The sequence below is a fragment of the Streptomyces sp. NPDC006872 genome (assembly GCF_040635845.1).
Classification (GTDB): domain Bacteria; phylum Actinomycetota; class Actinomycetes; order Streptomycetales; family Streptomycetaceae; genus Streptomyces.
In genome coordinates this window covers 268731-284224 of sequence record NZ_JBEYIL010000001.1, presented here as the reverse complement: position 1 = coordinate 284224, position 15494 = coordinate 268731, and the positions used below count along the sequence as shown (strand labels likewise).

Below are 15494 nucleotides of genomic sequence, written 5' to 3'. Positions count from 1 at the left end.
GCGCCGGGACGCCTCACAAGCTTCAAGCGGCTGCGCCGGCCTCCGACCGGCGGCACGGGCGCAGGTCTTCGTCAGCCCAGCGGATCCGGCGCCGCCACGACCCCGTGCTCCGCCAGCTTCGCCTTGCCCCCGTCCGGGGACGTCAGCACCAGCGGGCCTGCCTCCGTGAGAGCTACCGAGTGCTCCCAGTGGGAGGACCATGTGCCGTCCGTGGTGATGACCGTCCAGTCGTCCTCGAGGACCTCGGTCCGCGGGGTGCCGAGGGACACCATCGGCTCGATCGCCAGGCAGAAGCCCGGGATCAGCTTCGGGCCCTTGCCCCGCTTGCGGTCGACGTAGTTCAGGAGGTGGGGGTCCATGTGCATCTCGGTGCCGATGCCGTGGCCGCCGTAGTCCTCGATGATGCCGTAGCGACCGCCGCCGGGCTTCGGCTGGCGGCGGATGTACGTCTCGATGGCCCGGGAGACGTCCACCAGCCGGCTGCCCTGCTTCATGGCGGCGATACCGGCCCACATGGACTCCTCGGTCACCCGGGAGAGCTCGACCAGCTCCGGAGCGTGACCCGAGCCCACGAACGCCGTGTACGCCGCGTCGCCGTGCCAGCCGTCCACGATCGCGCCGCAGTCGATGGAGATGATGTCGCCGTCCTTGAGGACGACCTCGTCGGACGGGATGCCGTGGACGACCACATCGTTCACGGACGTGCAGATCGTGGCCGGGAAGCCGCCGTACCCGAGGAAGTTCGACTTCGCGCCGTGCTCCGCGAGGACCTTGCGGGCGACCTCGTCCAGGTCCTTCGTCGTCGCCCCCGGCACCGCCACTTCGCGCGTGGCCGCGTGGATGGCGGCGACGACCAACCCCGCCGCACGCATCTTGGCGATCTGCTCGGGGCTCTTGATCTGCACCATGGGGGGCCTGCGCTCTCCGTCACTCAGGGGTCGGTCGGTTACGTATGTACACAACAGTACGGCCGTGGTGTCCGGAGGACTCCACGGCCGTACCTGGACGACGACTACTGGTCGTCGCCCTCGCGCTTCAGCGCCGCCAGCGCACGGCCGGTGACCTCGTCCACCGGGCCCATGGCCTCGATGGTCACGACCAGGCCCTGCGCCTTGTAGTAGTCGATGATCGGCTCGGTCTGCGTGTGGTAGACCTCGAGCCGCGTGCGGACCGTTTCCTCGGTGTCGTCGTCCCGCTGGTACAGCTCGCCGCCGCAGACGTCACAGACGTCGTCCTGCGCCGGCTTCTTGTACGTCACGTGGAAGACGTGCGCGGAGTCGTTGCGGCAGATACGCCGGCCGGCGATCCGCTTGACGACCTCCTCCTCCGGGGCCTCCAGGTCCAGTACCGCGTCCAGCTTGATGCCCTCGGTGGTGAGGAGCTCGTCCAGCGCCTCGGCCTGCGAGACATTGCGCGGGAAACCGTCCAGCAGGAAGCCGCGCTCGGCGTCCGGCTGCTCCATACGGTCCTTGGCCATGGCGATGGTGACCTCGTCGGGGACGAGGTTGCCGGCGTCCATGTAGGACTTCGCGAGTTTCCCGAGTTCCGTCTGCTGGCTGATGTTGGCGCGGAACAGGTCGCCCGTGGAGATGTGCGGAACGCGCAGCTTCTCGGCCAGACGTGTGGCCTGCGTTCCCTTTCCGGCGCCCGGCGGCCCGACGAGGACGATACGCATCAGCGGAGGAACCCTTCGTAATTGCGCTGCTGGAGCTGGCTCTCGATCTGCTTCACCGTCTCGAGGCCGACACCCACGATGATCAGGATGCTGGTACCACCGAACGGGAAGTTCTGGCTTGCCCCGAAGCCAACCAACGCCATCGTCGGTACAAGAGCGATCAGACCCAGATACAGCGAACCCGGCCAGGTGATCCGGTTGAGTACGTACGACAGGTACTCAGCGGTCGGTCGGCCAGCCCGGATGCCCGGGATGAAGCCACCATACTTCTTCATGTTGTCGGCGACTTCCTCGGGGTTGAAGGAGATCGCCACATAGAAGAACGCGAAGAAAACGATCAGCAAGAAGTACATGCTGATGTAGATCGGGTGGTCACCCTTGGTCAGGTTGGTCTCGATCCAGGTCTTCCAGCTGGACTGACCGCCGGAGAACTGGGCGACGAGAGCCGGGATGTAGAGCAGCGACGAGGCGAAGATGACCGGGATCACACCGGCCTGGTTCACCTTGAGCGGGATGTACGTAGAGGTACCGCCGTAGGACCGGCGGCCGATCATGCGCTTCGCGTACTGCACGGGGATCCGGCGCTGGGCCTGCTCGACGAAGACCACCAGGCCGACCATGACCAGACCGACCAGGATGACCGTGCCGAACTCGATCCAGCCGTCCGCCAGCGTGCCCTGCTTCTTGATGGCCCACAGGGCCGAGGGGAAGGTCGCGGCGATCGAGATGAACATGAGGATCGACATGCCGTTGCCGATGCCGCGGTCGGTGATGATCTCACCGAGCCACATGACCATGGCGGTACCGGCGGTCATGCAGATGACCATGGTGATGGTGGTGAAGATCGCGCGGTCCGGGACGATGCTCGACGCGACCGTGCAACCGGAGAACAGGGCGCCGCTGCGGGCGGTGGCCACGAGGCCGGTGCCCTGCAGGATGGCGAGCGCCACGGTGAGGTAACGCGTGTACTGCGTGATCTTCGCCGTGCCGGCCGAGCCCTCCTTCTTCAGGGCTTCCAGACGCGGGATGACCACGGTGAGCAGCTGAAGGATGATGCTCGCCGTGATGTACGGCATGATGCCCAGCGCGAAGATGGTGATCTGCAGCAGCGCACCGCCGCTGAACATGTTCACCAGACCGAAGAGGCCCTGGTTGCCGGACGCCTCGTCCACACACCGCTGAACGGACGTGTAGTCGACACCGGGGATCGGAATGTGCGTGCCGACCCGGTAGATCACGATGATCCCGAGCGTGATGAGGAGCTTCTTGCGCAGGTCGGGCGTCTTGAACGCCCGGGCGAACGCGGTGAGCACGGTGCCTCCTGCGACCCCCGCGCATCTGCGTCAAGGGTGACGGTCTTGAGGGTCCAATAAGAACAACGACTAAGAGCAACGACATGAGTAACGGTCGACTGCCGCTCAAGGTGCCCTCTTGAGAGAACCTTGTGAAAAGTGGGCAGTGCAGGTCACCTTACCCGCGACATAGCCGCCCTAGGAACGACCAACCGGGGATACCCCATTTGTGGGGTATCCCCGGTCGGGATCGCTCAAGTCATCGAGTCACCTGAGATGTCAGATGAGCTCGGTGACGGTACCGCCGGCGGCGGTGATCTTCTCCTTGGCGGAGCCGGAAACGGCGTCAACCGAAACCTGCAGCGCCACGGAGATCTCGCCCTGGCCGAGAACCTTGACGAGGCTGTTCTTGCGAACGGCACCCTTGGCGACGAGACCCTCGACGGTCACCTCGCCACCCTCCGGGTACAGCGCGGCCAGCTTGTCGAGGTTCACGACCTGGAACTCGGTCTTGAACGGGTTCTTGAAGCCCTTGAGCTTCGGAAGACGCATGTGGAGGGGCATCTGCCCACCCTCGAAGCGCTCCGGAACCTGGTAACGGGCCTTCGTGCCCTTGGTACCACGACCGGCCGTCTTACCCTTCGACGCCTCACCACGACCCACACGGGTCTTGGCGGTCTTGGCGCCCGGGGCGGGACGGAGGTTGTGGATCTTGAGCGGGTTGTTCTCCGCCATGATCAGTCGACCTCCTCGACCGTCACGAGGTGGCGGACGGTGTGCACCATGCCGCGGAACTCGGGACGATCCTCCTTGACGACCACGTCGTTCAGGCGCTTGAGCCCGAGCGAACGAAGGGTGTCACGGTGGTTCTGCTTGCTGCCGATGTACGACTTCGTCTGCGTGATCTTGAGCTGAGCCATTACGCACCAGCCCCGGCACGCGCACGAAGCAGAGCCGCGGGAGCGACGTCCTCGAGGGGCAGACCGCGGCGGGCCGCGATCTCCTCGGGACGCTGCAGACCCTTCAGGGCCTCCACGGTCGCGTGCACGATGTTGATCGCGTTGGACGAGCCGAGCGACTTCGACAGGATGTCGTGAACGCCGGCGCACTCGAGCACAGCACGCACCGGGCCACCGGCGATAACGCCGGTACCGGGGGAAGCAGGCTTGAGCAGGACGACGCCCGCGGCCTTCTCGCCCGTGATCGGGTGCGGGATGGTGCCCTGGATACGGGGGACCTTGAAGAAGTGCTTCTTGGCCTCTTCAACACCCTTGGCGATCGCGGCCGGCACCTCCTTGGCCTTGCCGTAACCGACACCCACGGTGCCGTCACCATCGCCCACCACGACCAGCGCGGTGAAGCTGAAGCGACGACCACCCTTCACAACCTTGGCGACACGGTTGATCGCGACGACGCGCTCAACGTACGCGGTCTTCTCGGCGGCAGCAGCGCCGCCGTCACGGCCCTTCCGGTCCCGCCGCTCGCCGCCACCGGCACCGCCACCGCGGCGCTGGGGTCCAGCCATTGGAATTACCTCTCTCTGTTTCCGCTAGCTACGGAGGCTCAGAACTTGAGCCCGGCCTCGCGGGCGGCGTCCGCCAGAGCGGCGATGCGCCCGGCGTACTGGTTACCACCACGGTCGAACACGACGGTCTCGACACCGGCGGCCTTGGCACGCTCGGCGACAAGCGCGCCGACCTGCTTGGCCTGCGAGGACTTGTCGCCCTCGCCACCGCGGACCGACGTGTCCAGGGTGGACGCCGACGCCAGGGTGTGACCCTTGATGTCGTCGATCACCTGGGCCACGATGTGGCGGTTCGAGCGGGTAACGACCAGACGAGGACGCTCCGCCGTACCGTTGATCCGCTTGCGGATCCGGATGTGACGGCGCTTGATCGCGGCGCGCTTGTAGGCGTCGCCCTTCAGGATCTTCTGTCCGTATGCCATGGCTTACTTACCCGCCTTTCCGACCTTGCGGCGGATGACTTCGCCCTCGTACTTGACACCCTTGGCCTTGTACGGGTCGGGCTTGCGCAGCTTGCGGATGTTGGCCGCAACCTCGCCGACCTTCTGCTTGTCGATGCCCTCGACCGAGAACCGCGTGGGGTTCTCGACCTTGAAGGAGATTCCCTCGGGGGCCTCGACCAGGATCGGGTGGCTGTAACCGAGCGCGAACTCGAGGTTCGAACCCTTCGCGGTCACGCGGTAACCGACACCACTGATCTCGAGCTTCTTCACGTAACCCTGGGTCACGCCGGTGATCATGTTCGCCACCAGCGTGCGGGACAGGCCGTGCAGGGCCTTGCTCTGACGCTCGTCGTTGGGGCGGGTGACGTTCAGAACGCCGTCCTCACCCTTGGCGATCTCGATCGGCGAAACGACGGTGTGGGTCAGCGAGCCCTTGGGGCCCTTGACCGCAACCGTCTGGCCGTCGATGGTGACGTCCACACCGGCGGGAACCGTGATGGGGAGCTTGCCAATGCGCGACATAGCTGTTTCCTCCGTTCCCTTCCGTTACCAGACGTAGGCGAGAACTTCTCCGCCTACGCCCTTCTTGCCGGCCTGCTTGTCGGTGAGGAGACCGTGCGACGTGGAGATGATCGCCACGCCGAGGCCGCCCAGCACCTTGGGCAGGGAGGTGGACTTCGCGTAAACCCGGAGACCGGGCTTGGAGATCCGCTTGATGCCCGCGATGGAGCGCTCACGGTTCGGGCCGAACTTCAGCTCGAGAACGAGGTTCTTGCCGACCTCGGCGTCCTCGACCTTCCAGCCCGTGATGAAGCCCTCCTGCTGGAGGATCTCCGCGATGTGAGACTTGATCTTCGATGCCGGCATCGTCACGGAGTCGTGGTACGCCGAGTTCGCGTTCCGCAGACGCGTAAGCATGTCTGCGATCGGATCAGTCATGGTCATGAATTGGCCTGTGGCCTCTCTCGCCGGGGTTTCCTGGTGCGCCATCCCTCTCCCCGATCCGAGACGGGACGGGTGCGGCGCGGTGGACCTACGGCGTAGTAAGTCGTACGGGCGACCGTCAGGACGCCCAACCCTCCCAGCCTAAGCCATGGAGAGGTGGGCGCCTGACACGCCCATTGCTTACCGAGAGACTCCGGGACCCCTGAAGTAGGGGTTTACCAGGAGCTCTTGGTCACGCCCGGCAGCTCTCCACGGTGAGCCATCTCACGAAGGCACACACGGCAGAGGCCGAACTTGCGGTACACGGAGTGGGGACGGCCGCAACGCTGGCAGCGGTTGTACGCCCGCACAGCGAACTTGGGCTTGCGAGCAGCCTTTGCGATCAGAGCCTTCTTCGCCATCTCGCTCACGCCTCCTTGAAGGGGAAGCCGAGGTGACGAAGGAGCGCGCGGCCCTCAGCGTCGTTGGTCGCCGTGGTGACCACGGTGATGTCCATACCCCGGACACGGTCGATCTTGTCCTGGTCGATCTCGTGGAACATGACCTGCTCCGTGAGACCGAAGGTGTAGTTGCCACGGCCGTCGAACTGCTTGGGGGACAGACCACGGAAGTCGCGGATGCGCGGCAGCGCGAGCGACAGGGTGCGGTCCAGGAACTCCCACATGCGGTCGCCACGAAGCGTGACGTGGGCACCGATCGGCTGACCCTCACGCAGCTTGAACTGCGCGATGGACTTGCGGGCCTTGGTGACGGCCGGCTTCTGACCGGTGATCGTGGTGAGGTCGCGAATCGCGCCGTCGATCAGCTTGGAGTCGCGGGCGGCGTCGCCCACACCCATGTTGACCACGATCTTGACGAGGCCGGGGATCTGCATGACGTTCTCGTACGAGAACTCCTCACGCAGCTTGCCCGCGATCTCCTCGCGGTACTTCGTCTTCAGACGCGGAGTGGTGGTGGTAGCCATCAGATGTCCTCACCCGTCCGCTTGGCAACGCGGATCTTGTTGCCCTCGTCGTCGAAGCGGTAACCGACGCGCGTGACGACCTTGTTGCCGTCCTTCTCCACGACCAGCTGAACGTTGGACACGTGGATCGGGGCCTCGGTGGTCACGATGCCGCCGGCCTGGGAGCCCTTGGCGGTCGGACCGGCCTTCGTGTGCTTCTTGACCCGGTTGACACCCTCGACCAGGACGCGGTCCTCGCGGGGGAAGGCCGCGATGACCTTGCCCTGCTTGCCCTTGTCCTTGCCCGTGATGACCTGGACCAGGTCGCCCTTCTTGATCTTCATGCTTACAGCACCTCCGGAGCCAGCGAGATGATCTTCATGAACTTCTTCTCGCGCAGCTCCCGGCCGACCGGGCCGAAGATGCGGGTGCCACGAGGGTCGCCGTCGTTCTTCAGAATGACAGCGGCGTTCTCGTCGAAGCGGATGTACGAGCCGTCCGGACGGCGGCGCTCCTTGACGGTGCGAACGATGACCGCCTTGATGACGTCACCCTTCTTCACGTTGCCGCCGGGGATCGCGTCCTTGACGGTGGCGACGATGACGTCACCGATGCCCGCGTAGCGGCGACCGGAGCCACCGAGCACACGGATGCAAAGGATTTCCTTCGCACCAGTGTTGTCGGCGACGCGCAGTCGCGACTCCTGCTGGATCACGTCTATCTCCTGTTTGTCTGCCGGTTCCCGGCAGGGGCCGCCTCTTCACGAGGGGAGCCCCTGCCGAGCCTGGCGGAACTGACCTGCGGGGTTTGCCGCAGGAATTACTTGGCCTTCTCGAGGATCTCGACGACGCGCCAGCGCTTCGTCGCGGACAGCGGCCGGGTCTCCGCGAGGAGGACACGGTCGCCGACGCCCGCAGCGTTCTGCTCGTCGTGCGCCTTGAGCTTGTTCGTACGGCGGATGACCTTGCCGTACAGCGCGTGCTTCACACGGTCCTCGACGGCGACGACGACGGTCTTGTCCATCTTGTCGCTGACGACCAGACCCTCACGGGTCTTGCGGAAGCCGCGGGCCTCTGCAGTCGCTTCAGTCACGTTGTTCTCACTCATCAGGCGCTCTCCACCGTCTCGATGCCCAGCTCGCGCTCACGCATCAGGGTGTAGATCCGCGCGATGTCCTTACGGACGGCCTTGAGCCGACCGTGGTTCTCGAGCTGACCCGTCGCCGCCTGGAAGCGGAGGTTGAACAGCTCTTCCTTGGCTTCGCGGAGCTTCGCAAGAAGCTCCTCGTCACCCAGTTCGCGCAGCTCGGACGCCTTGGTACCGGCCGACATCACGCTTCACCTGCCTCGCGCTTGACGATCCGGCACTTCATCGGCAGCTTGTGGGCTGCGCGAGTGAGGGCCTCACGGGCGATCTTCTCGTTGGGGTAGGACAGCTCGAACATGACCCGGCCCGGGTGCACGTTCGCGATCCACCACTCCGGAGAACCCTTACCGGAACCCATGCGGGTCTCGGCAGGCTTCTTCGTCAGCGGGCGGTCCGGGTAGATGTTGATCCAGACCTTGCCGCCACGCTTGATGTGGCGGGTCATCGCGATACGGGCCGCCTCGATCTGGCGGTTGGTCACGTACGCCGGCGTGAGGGCCTGAATGCCGTACTCGCCGAACGCGACCGTCGTACCGCCCTTGGCCTGACCACGGCGCTTCGGGTGGTGCTGCTTGCGGTGCTTGACCCTACGGGGGATCAGCATGTCGGTCAGGCCTCCGTTCCGGTGCTCTCAGCCGGAGCGGCAGCCGGAGCCTCGGCCTTGGGGGCCTCGGCAGCGGGAGCCGTCTGCGGCTTACGACCGCGACCGCCACGCTCGCCACCGCGGCCACCACGGCCGGCGGGGCGGTCAGCGCCGCCACGAGCCGGGCGGTTGCCTGCGCGGGCAGCGGCGTTCTCGGCGCGGACCTCGGCGATGTTCTTGACATCGCCCTTGTAGATCCAGACCTTCACGCCGATGCGGCCGAAGGTCGTCTTGGCCTCGAAGAAGCCGTAGTCCACGTTCGCGCGGAGCGTGTGCAGGGGCACACGGCCCTCGCGGTAGAACTCCGAGCGGGACATCTCGGCGCCGCCGAGGCGGCCACCGCACTGGATCTTGATGCCCTTGGCGCCCGCCTTCATCGCCGACTGCATGCTCTTACGCATGGCGCGACGGAAGGAGACGCGGGAGGAGAGCTGCTCGGCGACGGCCTGGGCCACCAGCTGAGCGTCGACCTCGGGGTTCTTGACCTCGAGGATGTTCAGCTGGACCTGCTTCTTGGTCAGCTTCTCCAGGTCGCCGCGGATACGGTCGGCCTCGGCGCCGCGGCGGCCGATGACGATGCCCGGGCGAGCGGTGTGGATGTCCACACGCACGCGGTCACGGGTGCGCTCGATCTCCACCTTCGAGATGCCGGCGCGCTCCATGCCGGACGTCATCATCCGACGGATGGCGACGTCTTCTCCGACGTATTCCTTGTACGACTTGTCGGCGTACCAGCGGGACTTGAAGTCCGTGGTGATGCCGAGCCGGAACCCATGCGGGTTAACCTTCTGGCCCATTACCGGGATCCTTCCTTGCTGCTGAGGACCACGGTGATGTGGCTGGTCCGCTTGCGGATCCGGTAGGCGCGCCCCTGGGCACGCGGACGGAACCGCTTCAGGGTCGGACCCTCGTCGACGTAGGCCTCGGAGATGAAGAGGCTGTCGGCGTCAGTGTGGTCGTAGTTGTGCGCGGCGTTGGCAATGGCGCTGTCAAGCACCTTGCCGACCGGCACGCTCGCGGCCTGCGGGGCGAAACGCAGGACCGCCTGAGCCTCCGTGGCATCCATGCCACGGATGAGGTCCACCACGCGGCGGGCCTTCATGGGCGTGACGCGGATGTACCGCGCCTGGGCCCTGGCTTCCATGGTTGTCCTTCCAGTGTCTGTCATGGTCATTCCACCCCGCGCTTAGCGGCGCTTCGACTTCCGGTCGTCCTTGACGTGACCCCGGAAGGTGCGCGTCGGCGAGAACTCGCCGAGCTTGTGGCCGACCATCGACTCGGTGACGAACACCGGAATGTGGGTCTTGCCGTTGTGCACCGCGATCGTGTGGCCCAGCATGGCCGGGATGATCATCGAGCGACGGGACCAGGTCTTGATGACGTTCTTGGAACCGGCTTCGTTCTGGGCGTCCACCTTCTTTACGAGGTGGTCGTCGACGAAGGGCCCCTTCTTGAGACTGCGCGGCATCTAAACCCGCTCCTAGCGCTTCTTGTTCGTCTTGCGGCGGCGGACGATGTACTTGTTCGAAGCCTTCTTCGGCGAACGAGTACGACCCTCCTTCTGACCCCAGGGGCTGACCGGGTGGCGACCACCGGAGGTCTTGCCCTCACCACCACCGTGGGGGTGGTCAACCGGGTTCATCGCCACACCGCGAACGGTCGGGCGGACGCCCAGCCAGCGCTTGCGGCCGGCCTTGCCCCAGTTGATGTTGCTCTGCTCGGCGTTGCCGACCTCGCCGACCGTGGCGCGGCAGCGCTGGTCGACCAGGCGGATCTCACCGGACGGCATGCGGAGGTGGGCCATCGAGCCCTCCTTCGCGAGCAGCTGCACGGAGGTGCCGGCGGAGCGGGCGAACTTGGCGCCGCCACCGGGACGGAGCTCGATCGCGTGGATCGTGGTACCGACCGGGATGTTGCGGAGCGCCAGGTTGTTGCCCGGCTTGATGTCGGCCCCGGGACCGTTCTCGACGCGGTCGCCCTGCTGCAGGTTGCGCGGGGCGAGGATGTAGCGCTTCTCGCCGTCCGCGTAGTGCAGCAGCGCGATACGCGCGGTGCGGTTGGGGTCGTACTCGATGTGCGCGACCTTCGCCGGCACGCCGTCCTTGTCGTGACGACGGAAGTCGATCACTCGGAAGGCGCGCTTGTGTCCGCCACCCTGGTGGCGAACGGTCACACGACCGGCGTTGTTACGGCCGCCCTTGCTGTGCAGCGGGCGGACCAGCGACTTCTCCGGCGTGGACCGCGTGACCTCGACGAAGTCGGCGACGCTGGAGCCACGACGGCCCGGCGTAGTCGGCTTGTACTTGCGGATTCCCATTTTTCAGTCCTCGTCCGATATCGGACGATCCGGACCGCCCTTAGGCGGTCGGACCGCCGAAGATGTCGATACGGTCGCCCTCAGCAAGGGTCACGATCGCGCGCTTGGTGCCGGCACGCTGACCGAAACCGGTCTTGGTGCGCTTGCGCTTGCCCTGGCGGTTGATCGTGTTGACCCCGGTGACCTTGACCGAGAAGACCGCCTGGACGGCCTGCTTGATCTGGGTCTTGTTGGCGTTCGGGTCGACGATGAACGTGTACTTGTTCTCGTCGAGGAGCGCGTAGCTCTTCTCCGACACGACCGGCTTCAGCAGCACGTCACGGGGGTCCGTGTACGCCTTGCTGGGCGCGGTGACGACGGTGTTCTTGCCCTCGGCCTCGTGGCGCTTCGCCTTGGCGAGGCGCGCGGCCTTGGCGGCCTTGGCGGCCTTGGGGGCGATGCTCGGGTGACGCGTAGCCATCAGGCGTCACTCCCTTCGGTGTCGTTGGCCTTCGGGCCGGCGACGAAGGACTCGAGAGCGGCCTGGGTGAAGACCACGTCGTCCGAGACGATCACGTCGTACGTGTTCAGCTGGCCCGGCTCCAGGATGTGCACCTGGGGCAGGTTGCGGGCGGACAGCCACGCGGCCTCGTCGGCGCGGTCGACGACCAGGAGCAGGTTCTTGCGCTCCGAGATCTTGCCGAACAGCGAACGAGCGGCCTTCGTGGAGGGGGTCTCGCCCTCGATCACGCCGGTGACGACGTGAATGCGGTTGTGGCGGGCCCGGTCGGTGAGGGCGTGACGCAGAGCGGCAGCCTTCATCTTCTTCGGGGTCCGCTGCGAGTAGTCACGCGGCTGCGGGCCGTGGACGACGCCACCGCCGGCGAACTGGGGCGCGCGGGTAGAGCCCTGGCGCGCACGGCCGGTGCCCTTCTGACGGTAAGGCTTCTTACCGCCACCACGAACCTCGCCGCGGGTCTTGGTCTTGTGCGTGCCCTGACGGGCAGCCGCGTTCTGCGCGACGACGACCTGGTGGATCAGCGGGATGCTGACCTTCTCCACGCCGAAGATCTCCGCGGGGAGCTCGACGCTTCCGGTCTTCTCGCCTGCAGGCGAAAGGATGTCAACAGTGCTCATCGGTACCTCAGGCCCCCTTGGCCGCGGTGCGGACCAGGACGAGGCCGCCGTTCGGACCGGGAACCGCGCCCTTGATGAGCAGCAGACCCTTCTCCGCGTCAACGGCGTGGACGGTCAGGTTCTGGGTGGTGACACGCTCGTTGCCCATGCGACCCGCCATGCGGAGGCCCTTGAACACGCGGCCCGGGGTGGCGCAGCCACCGATGGAACCGGGCGAGCGGTGCTTGCGCTGGGTGCCGTGTCCGGCGCCGAGGCCCTTGAAGTTGTGACGCTTCATGACACCGGCGAAGCCCTTGCCCTTGCTCTTGCCGGTCACGTCGACCTTGACGCCGGCCTCGAAGACCTCGGCGGTGATTTCCTGACCGAGCGTGTACTCGGCGGCATCGGCCGTCCGGATCTCGACGAGGTGGCGACGGGGCGTGACGTCGGCCTTGGCGAAGTGACCCTTGAGGGGCTTGTTCACCTTGCGCGGGTCGATCTCGCCGAAGGCGATCTGGACCGACTCGTAGCCGTCCACGTCGTTCGTGCGGACCTGGGTCACGACATTGGGGCTGGCCTTGACGACGGTGACCGGAACAACACGGTTGTTCTCGTCCCACACCTGCGTCATGCCGAGCTTCTCGCCCAGGATGCCCTTGATCTGCTTAGCCATTCTTCAGATCACCGGCCCCTAAAGCTTGATCTCGATGTCGACACCGGCCGGGAGGTCGAGTCGCATCAGAGAGTCAACGGTCTTGGGAGTCGGGTCGAGAATGTCGATCAGGCGCTTGTGCGTGCGCATCTCGAAGTGCTCGCGCGAGTCCTTGTACTTGTGCGGCGACTTGATGACGCAGTACACGTTCTTCTCAGTGGGCAGCGGCACCGGGCCCGCGACCGACGCACCAGTGCGGGTCACCGTCTCGACGATCTTCTTCGCCGAGGAGTCGATGACCTCGTGGTCGTAGGCCTTGAGCCGGATGCGGATCTTCTGTCCCGCCATGGCTACTCAGTAGTCCTGTCTCTTCTAACGCTCTGGAACCGGGTGTTCCCGTTACTCGTTCTCCGACCCACGCGGTCGGGTGTGTCGCGCTGTCACCGACACAGATGCCCCTTGTTCGAACATCCCTGCTGGGAAAGCACGGCCCTTCCGGAACCGCAAGCCGGGGACGAAAGGTCCACCGGGTGCCTGGTCGGTGCTGCACTGACACTTCCCGAAAGATTCCCGTACGTCCGCCCCAGCGCTGCCATCAGGCAGTTAGGGCGACGAGTACTGTGGGACTCGCTTCCGGTCCTCCCGGCGGGAGGCGCGCAGCATCAACACTCGACCGAGCAACTCGGACAGTCTGCCATATGGGGCACACCCTCCGCCAATCGAGCCGGAGAGAATACCCCGGGAGTGATGTAGGTCAAACGCGCGCCCTGACCCGCCCGGACCGTTGAGGGCCCAGGGCCCTATCGCATACGCGGGCGCCCTGTCCCCATATTTCAGCGAAACCCTCGCCCACCGAAGTCGTGACCGTACGGTCCGGAGGCGCACGCCTGCTGTTCCGGGCGGGCACCGGTGGGGAATGTTCGTGCTACCGAAGTCGGTGGCGTCATGAGGGGGACGATCGTGAAGCTGACAGTCGGATTGGTGAACGGCGGCGAGAGCGCCCCCCTGGAGTTGCTGTCGCTGTGCGAGTGGCTCACCGCCGAGGCCCGGGGTGCCCATGGGGCACGCATCACCCCGGGCGGGTCGGGGCCGGGGAAGATGAGCGGTACGGCGCTCGACGTTCTCGACATCGTCCTGTCCGGCGCCTTCGACGCCGCGTCGCTCACGGTGGCCGTCATGGCCTGGCGCTCCAGCCGCCGGGACGCCGCTCCCGTGCGCATCGAGATCGAGGGCGACGGCACGGTCGTGACCATCGCCGACGGCGGCGAGGAGACGGCCGCTCGCGTGATCGCGGCCCTGCAAGCGGCCCAGTCCCCCTCCCGTTCCGGTGAACGATGACCACCCTCTCCGACCCCGCCGGCTCCCGGGCCGTCCTCATCGGCGTGCACCACTACACGGATCCCGAGACCGACGACCTGCCCACGGTCGAGCCGGGCCTGCGGCGGCTGGCGTCGCTACTCGTCGACCCGGAAGTGTGGGGGCTGCCGCCCGCCCGGTGCGCCACGCTGAGCCAGCCTTCGCGTACCGAGGTGTTCGACGCCCTGCACTCGGCCGCCGCAGCAGCCGAAGACACCCTGCTGCTGTACTTCGCGGGACACGGCCTGCTAACCGGCAACAGCGAACTGCACCTGGCGCTCCCGCACACCACGCCGGACCGCCTGGACCACGCCCTGCGCTACGACGAGATCCGTTCGGTCGTGCTGAAGGCCAAGGCCCGATGCAAGGTGGTGATCCTGGACTGCTGCTGGAGCGGACGCGCGCACGCGATGGCCGTGGACGGCCGGATCAGCGACAGCACGGCAATCGACGGAGTCTTCATCCTGACCGCCACCTCCGGGACCCGACAGGCCCTGGCGCCGCCGGACGAACCGTACCCGGTCTTCACCGGGGAACTGATCTCGGTTCTGGAGCACGGCGTCGAGGACGCCCCGCCGCTGCTCAGCATGAACCACGTGTACGAGCGGCTGCGCCGTGGCCTTGCCGCTCGTTCGAAGCCGGTTCCGGAACAGACCAACAGCGCCATGGCCGGGAACGCCTGCATCGTGCGCAACCGTGCGCGGTCCTTGGGACCGGCGTCGATCGACTGGCCGCTCGTCCCGGACCCCGAGGCCGTCGCACACCACGCCGACGCCCCCGCCGCACTCCGAAAGTGGTGGGAATCCGTCACTCCGCCGGAACCGGCCCGGAACCGGCTGAGTGCCTGGGCGGCCCGCGAACGCGAGACCGGCGGACTGGCCGCCAATCTGACCGGGATCCACTGGCGTTCCCTCCGCGACACCGGCGCTGTCATGACACCTACTGCAGGGAAGGAATACGCCCGGCTCATGCAGGAGTTTTACCGTGCGGCCCCGGACATGGACCGCCTGGGTCGCGCCTTCACCGACTTCGCCCGCCGAGCGCCCCACACCGCCGCGAGCACACTGTGGGGCACGGGCATTCCGACCTTCCGCCGCAACCGAGTGCTCCTTCTGCGATATGCGGCACGAACGGAACCCGAGCTGGTAGCCGACCTGTTGCGGCAGGCGTTCGTCCGCTCCCCGCTGAAGGTCCACGACCTGTGCGACGCCGCGGGAATCCCTGCACCCCCGCTGCCCCTCACCCGCGACTTCCACCAACGGCTGACCAGCCACCCCGGCCAGCGCTGGGTCCAGTGACCTGCGGCTCGACTCACCCGACGACTGCCTACGGCCGAGGGAGGGCGTCCGCGCAAGACGGTCTGGGCGGAGATTCGTATGCCGTCGACACCGGAACCCGGTTTCCCGTGCTTCGGTGCCGGGGGCGGTCTTTCCCAAGGACCTCCGAGGTGAAATCACCTCAC

The 15494-nt window shown here is 66.3% G+C and carries 26 protein-coding genes; 2 read left to right on the top strand and 24 right to left on the bottom strand.

Annotated features, from left to right (window positions below):
• Window positions 1-71 precede the first annotated feature (71 nt).
• The 24 genes from map to rpsJ form a co-directional block, all read right to left on the bottom strand.
• A complete protein-coding gene (gene map, locus ABZ725_RS01395; RefSeq protein WP_358800791.1) occupies window positions 72-908 on the bottom strand; it encodes a type I methionyl aminopeptidase in 837 nt (278 codons plus the stop codon).
• A 104-nt stretch (window positions 909-1012) separates the two neighbouring features.
• A complete protein-coding gene (locus ABZ725_RS01390; protein WP_351903770.1) occupies window positions 1013-1675 on the bottom strand; it encodes an adenylate kinase in 663 nt (220 codons plus the stop codon).
• The gene (gene secY, locus ABZ725_RS01385; RefSeq protein WP_358800790.1) at window positions 1675-2988 is read right to left on the bottom strand and encodes a preprotein translocase subunit SecY; all 1314 of its coding nucleotides are present in this window, start codon (window positions 2986-2988) and stop codon (window positions 1675-1677) included. Before secY ends, ABZ725_RS01390 begins: the two co-directional genes overlap by 1 nt.
• 258 nt (window positions 2989-3246) lie before the next feature.
• A complete protein-coding gene (rplO, locus tag ABZ725_RS01380) occupies window positions 3247-3702 on the bottom strand; it encodes a 50S ribosomal protein L15 (RefSeq protein ID WP_079660409.1) in 456 nt (151 codons plus the stop codon).
• A gap of 2 nt (window positions 3703-3704) precedes the next feature.
• On the bottom strand, window positions 3705-3887 hold the full coding sequence (gene rpmD, locus ABZ725_RS01375) for a 50S ribosomal protein L30 (RefSeq protein WP_030788246.1): 183 nt from the start codon (window positions 3885-3887) through the stop codon (window positions 3705-3707).
• Entirely contained in the window at window positions 3887-4492 is a 606-nt protein-coding gene (gene rpsE / locus ABZ725_RS01370) for a 30S ribosomal protein S5 (protein ID WP_046704422.1), read from the bottom strand. The genes rpmD and rpsE overlap by 1 nt, the downstream gene beginning before the upstream one ends.
• Window positions 4493-4530: 38 nt before the next feature.
• The gene (gene rplR, locus ABZ725_RS01365) at window positions 4531-4914 is read right to left on the bottom strand and encodes a 50S ribosomal protein L18 (RefSeq protein WP_351903777.1); all 384 of its coding nucleotides are present in this window, start codon (window positions 4912-4914) and stop codon (window positions 4531-4533) included.
• A 3-nt stretch (window positions 4915-4917) separates the two neighbouring features.
• Window positions 4918-5457 carry a 50S ribosomal protein L6 gene (gene rplF, locus ABZ725_RS01360; RefSeq protein WP_358800789.1) on the bottom strand — a complete coding sequence of 180 codons (540 nt, stop codon included), beginning with the start codon at window positions 5455-5457 and terminating at the stop codon, window positions 4918-4920.
• A 24-nt stretch (window positions 5458-5481) separates the two neighbouring features.
• Window positions 5482-5880, bottom strand: coding sequence for a 30S ribosomal protein S8 (rpsH, locus tag ABZ725_RS01355; RefSeq protein WP_013001411.1), 399 nt, complete (start codon window positions 5878-5880; stop codon window positions 5482-5484).
• Window positions 5881-6095: 215 nt separating this feature from the next.
• A complete protein-coding gene (locus tag ABZ725_RS01350) occupies window positions 6096-6281 on the bottom strand; it encodes a type Z 30S ribosomal protein S14 (RefSeq protein WP_030890724.1) in 186 nt (61 codons plus the stop codon).
• 5 nt (window positions 6282-6286) lie between these two features.
• Window positions 6287-6844, bottom strand: a complete 558-nt coding sequence (rplE, locus tag ABZ725_RS01345; protein ID WP_307661676.1) for a 50S ribosomal protein L5 — start codon at window positions 6842-6844, stop codon at window positions 6287-6289.
• On the bottom strand, window positions 6844-7167 hold the full coding sequence (rplX, locus tag ABZ725_RS01340) for a 50S ribosomal protein L24 (protein ID WP_030039760.1): 324 nt from the start codon (window positions 7165-7167) through the stop codon (window positions 6844-6846). The genes rplE and rplX overlap by 1 nt, the downstream gene beginning before the upstream one ends.
• A 2-nt stretch (window positions 7168-7169) precedes the next feature.
• The gene (gene rplN, locus ABZ725_RS01335) at window positions 7170-7538 is read right to left on the bottom strand and encodes a 50S ribosomal protein L14 (protein ID WP_003992364.1); all 369 of its coding nucleotides are present in this window, start codon (window positions 7536-7538) and stop codon (window positions 7170-7172) included.
• A gap of 104 nt (window positions 7539-7642) precedes the next feature.
• Window positions 7643-7930: a 30S ribosomal protein S17 gene (gene rpsQ / locus ABZ725_RS01330; protein WP_358800788.1), complete on the bottom strand. Its 288-nt coding sequence runs from the start codon at window positions 7928-7930 to the stop codon at window positions 7643-7645.
• Window positions 7930-8154, bottom strand: a complete 225-nt coding sequence (gene rpmC, locus ABZ725_RS01325) for a 50S ribosomal protein L29 (protein WP_003998824.1) — start codon at window positions 8152-8154, stop codon at window positions 7930-7932. The genes rpsQ and rpmC overlap by 1 nt, the downstream gene beginning before the upstream one ends.
• A complete protein-coding gene (gene rplP, locus ABZ725_RS01320; RefSeq protein ID WP_004927269.1) occupies window positions 8154-8573 on the bottom strand; it encodes a 50S ribosomal protein L16 in 420 nt (139 codons plus the stop codon). The genes rpmC and rplP overlap by 1 nt, the downstream gene beginning before the upstream one ends.
• A gap of 5 nt (window positions 8574-8578) precedes the next feature.
• Window positions 8579-9409, bottom strand: coding sequence for a 30S ribosomal protein S3 (gene rpsC, locus ABZ725_RS01315; protein WP_351903787.1), 831 nt, complete (start codon window positions 9407-9409; stop codon window positions 8579-8581).
• Window positions 9409-9756 (bottom strand): 50S ribosomal protein L22, encoded by a 348-nt coding sequence (rplV, locus tag ABZ725_RS01310; RefSeq protein ID WP_054238783.1) that lies wholly within the window; start codon window positions 9754-9756, stop codon window positions 9409-9411. The genes rpsC and rplV overlap by 1 nt, the downstream gene beginning before the upstream one ends.
• Window positions 9757-9798: 42 nt before the next feature.
• A complete protein-coding gene (gene rpsS / locus ABZ725_RS01305) occupies window positions 9799-10080 on the bottom strand; it encodes a 30S ribosomal protein S19 (RefSeq protein ID WP_266401783.1) in 282 nt (93 codons plus the stop codon).
• Between the two features lie 12 nt (window positions 10081-10092).
• On the bottom strand, window positions 10093-10929 hold the full coding sequence (gene rplB / locus ABZ725_RS01300; protein ID WP_046263524.1) for a 50S ribosomal protein L2: 837 nt from the start codon (window positions 10927-10929) through the stop codon (window positions 10093-10095).
• 40 nt (window positions 10930-10969) lie between these two features.
• On the bottom strand, window positions 10970-11389 hold the full coding sequence (gene rplW, locus ABZ725_RS01295; protein WP_358800787.1) for a 50S ribosomal protein L23: 420 nt from the start codon (window positions 11387-11389) through the stop codon (window positions 10970-10972).
• Window positions 11389-12045, bottom strand: coding sequence for a 50S ribosomal protein L4 (gene rplD, locus ABZ725_RS01290; protein ID WP_351903796.1), 657 nt, complete (start codon window positions 12043-12045; stop codon window positions 11389-11391). Before rplD ends, rplW begins: the two co-directional genes overlap by 1 nt.
• A gap of 7 nt (window positions 12046-12052) precedes the next feature.
• The gene (rplC, locus tag ABZ725_RS01285) at window positions 12053-12697 is read right to left on the bottom strand and encodes a 50S ribosomal protein L3 (RefSeq protein WP_351903799.1); all 645 of its coding nucleotides are present in this window, start codon (window positions 12695-12697) and stop codon (window positions 12053-12055) included.
• An 18-nt stretch (window positions 12698-12715) separates the two neighbouring features.
• Window positions 12716-13024 (bottom strand): 30S ribosomal protein S10, encoded by a 309-nt coding sequence (gene rpsJ, locus ABZ725_RS01280; protein ID WP_003948644.1) that lies wholly within the window; start codon window positions 13022-13024, stop codon window positions 12716-12718.
• Between the two features lie 612 nt (window positions 13025-13636).
• Between rpsJ and ABZ725_RS01275 the strand changes: the two genes are divergently transcribed.
• Entirely contained in the window at window positions 13637-14014 is a 378-nt protein-coding gene (locus ABZ725_RS01275; RefSeq protein WP_358800786.1) for a hypothetical protein, read from the top strand.
• Complete coding sequence (locus ABZ725_RS01270; protein ID WP_358800785.1) at window positions 14011-15330, top strand: caspase family protein; 1320 nt, start codon at window positions 14011-14013, stop codon at window positions 15328-15330. The genes ABZ725_RS01275 and ABZ725_RS01270 overlap by 4 nt, the downstream gene beginning before the upstream one ends.
• Window positions 15331-15494 lie beyond the last annotated feature (164 nt).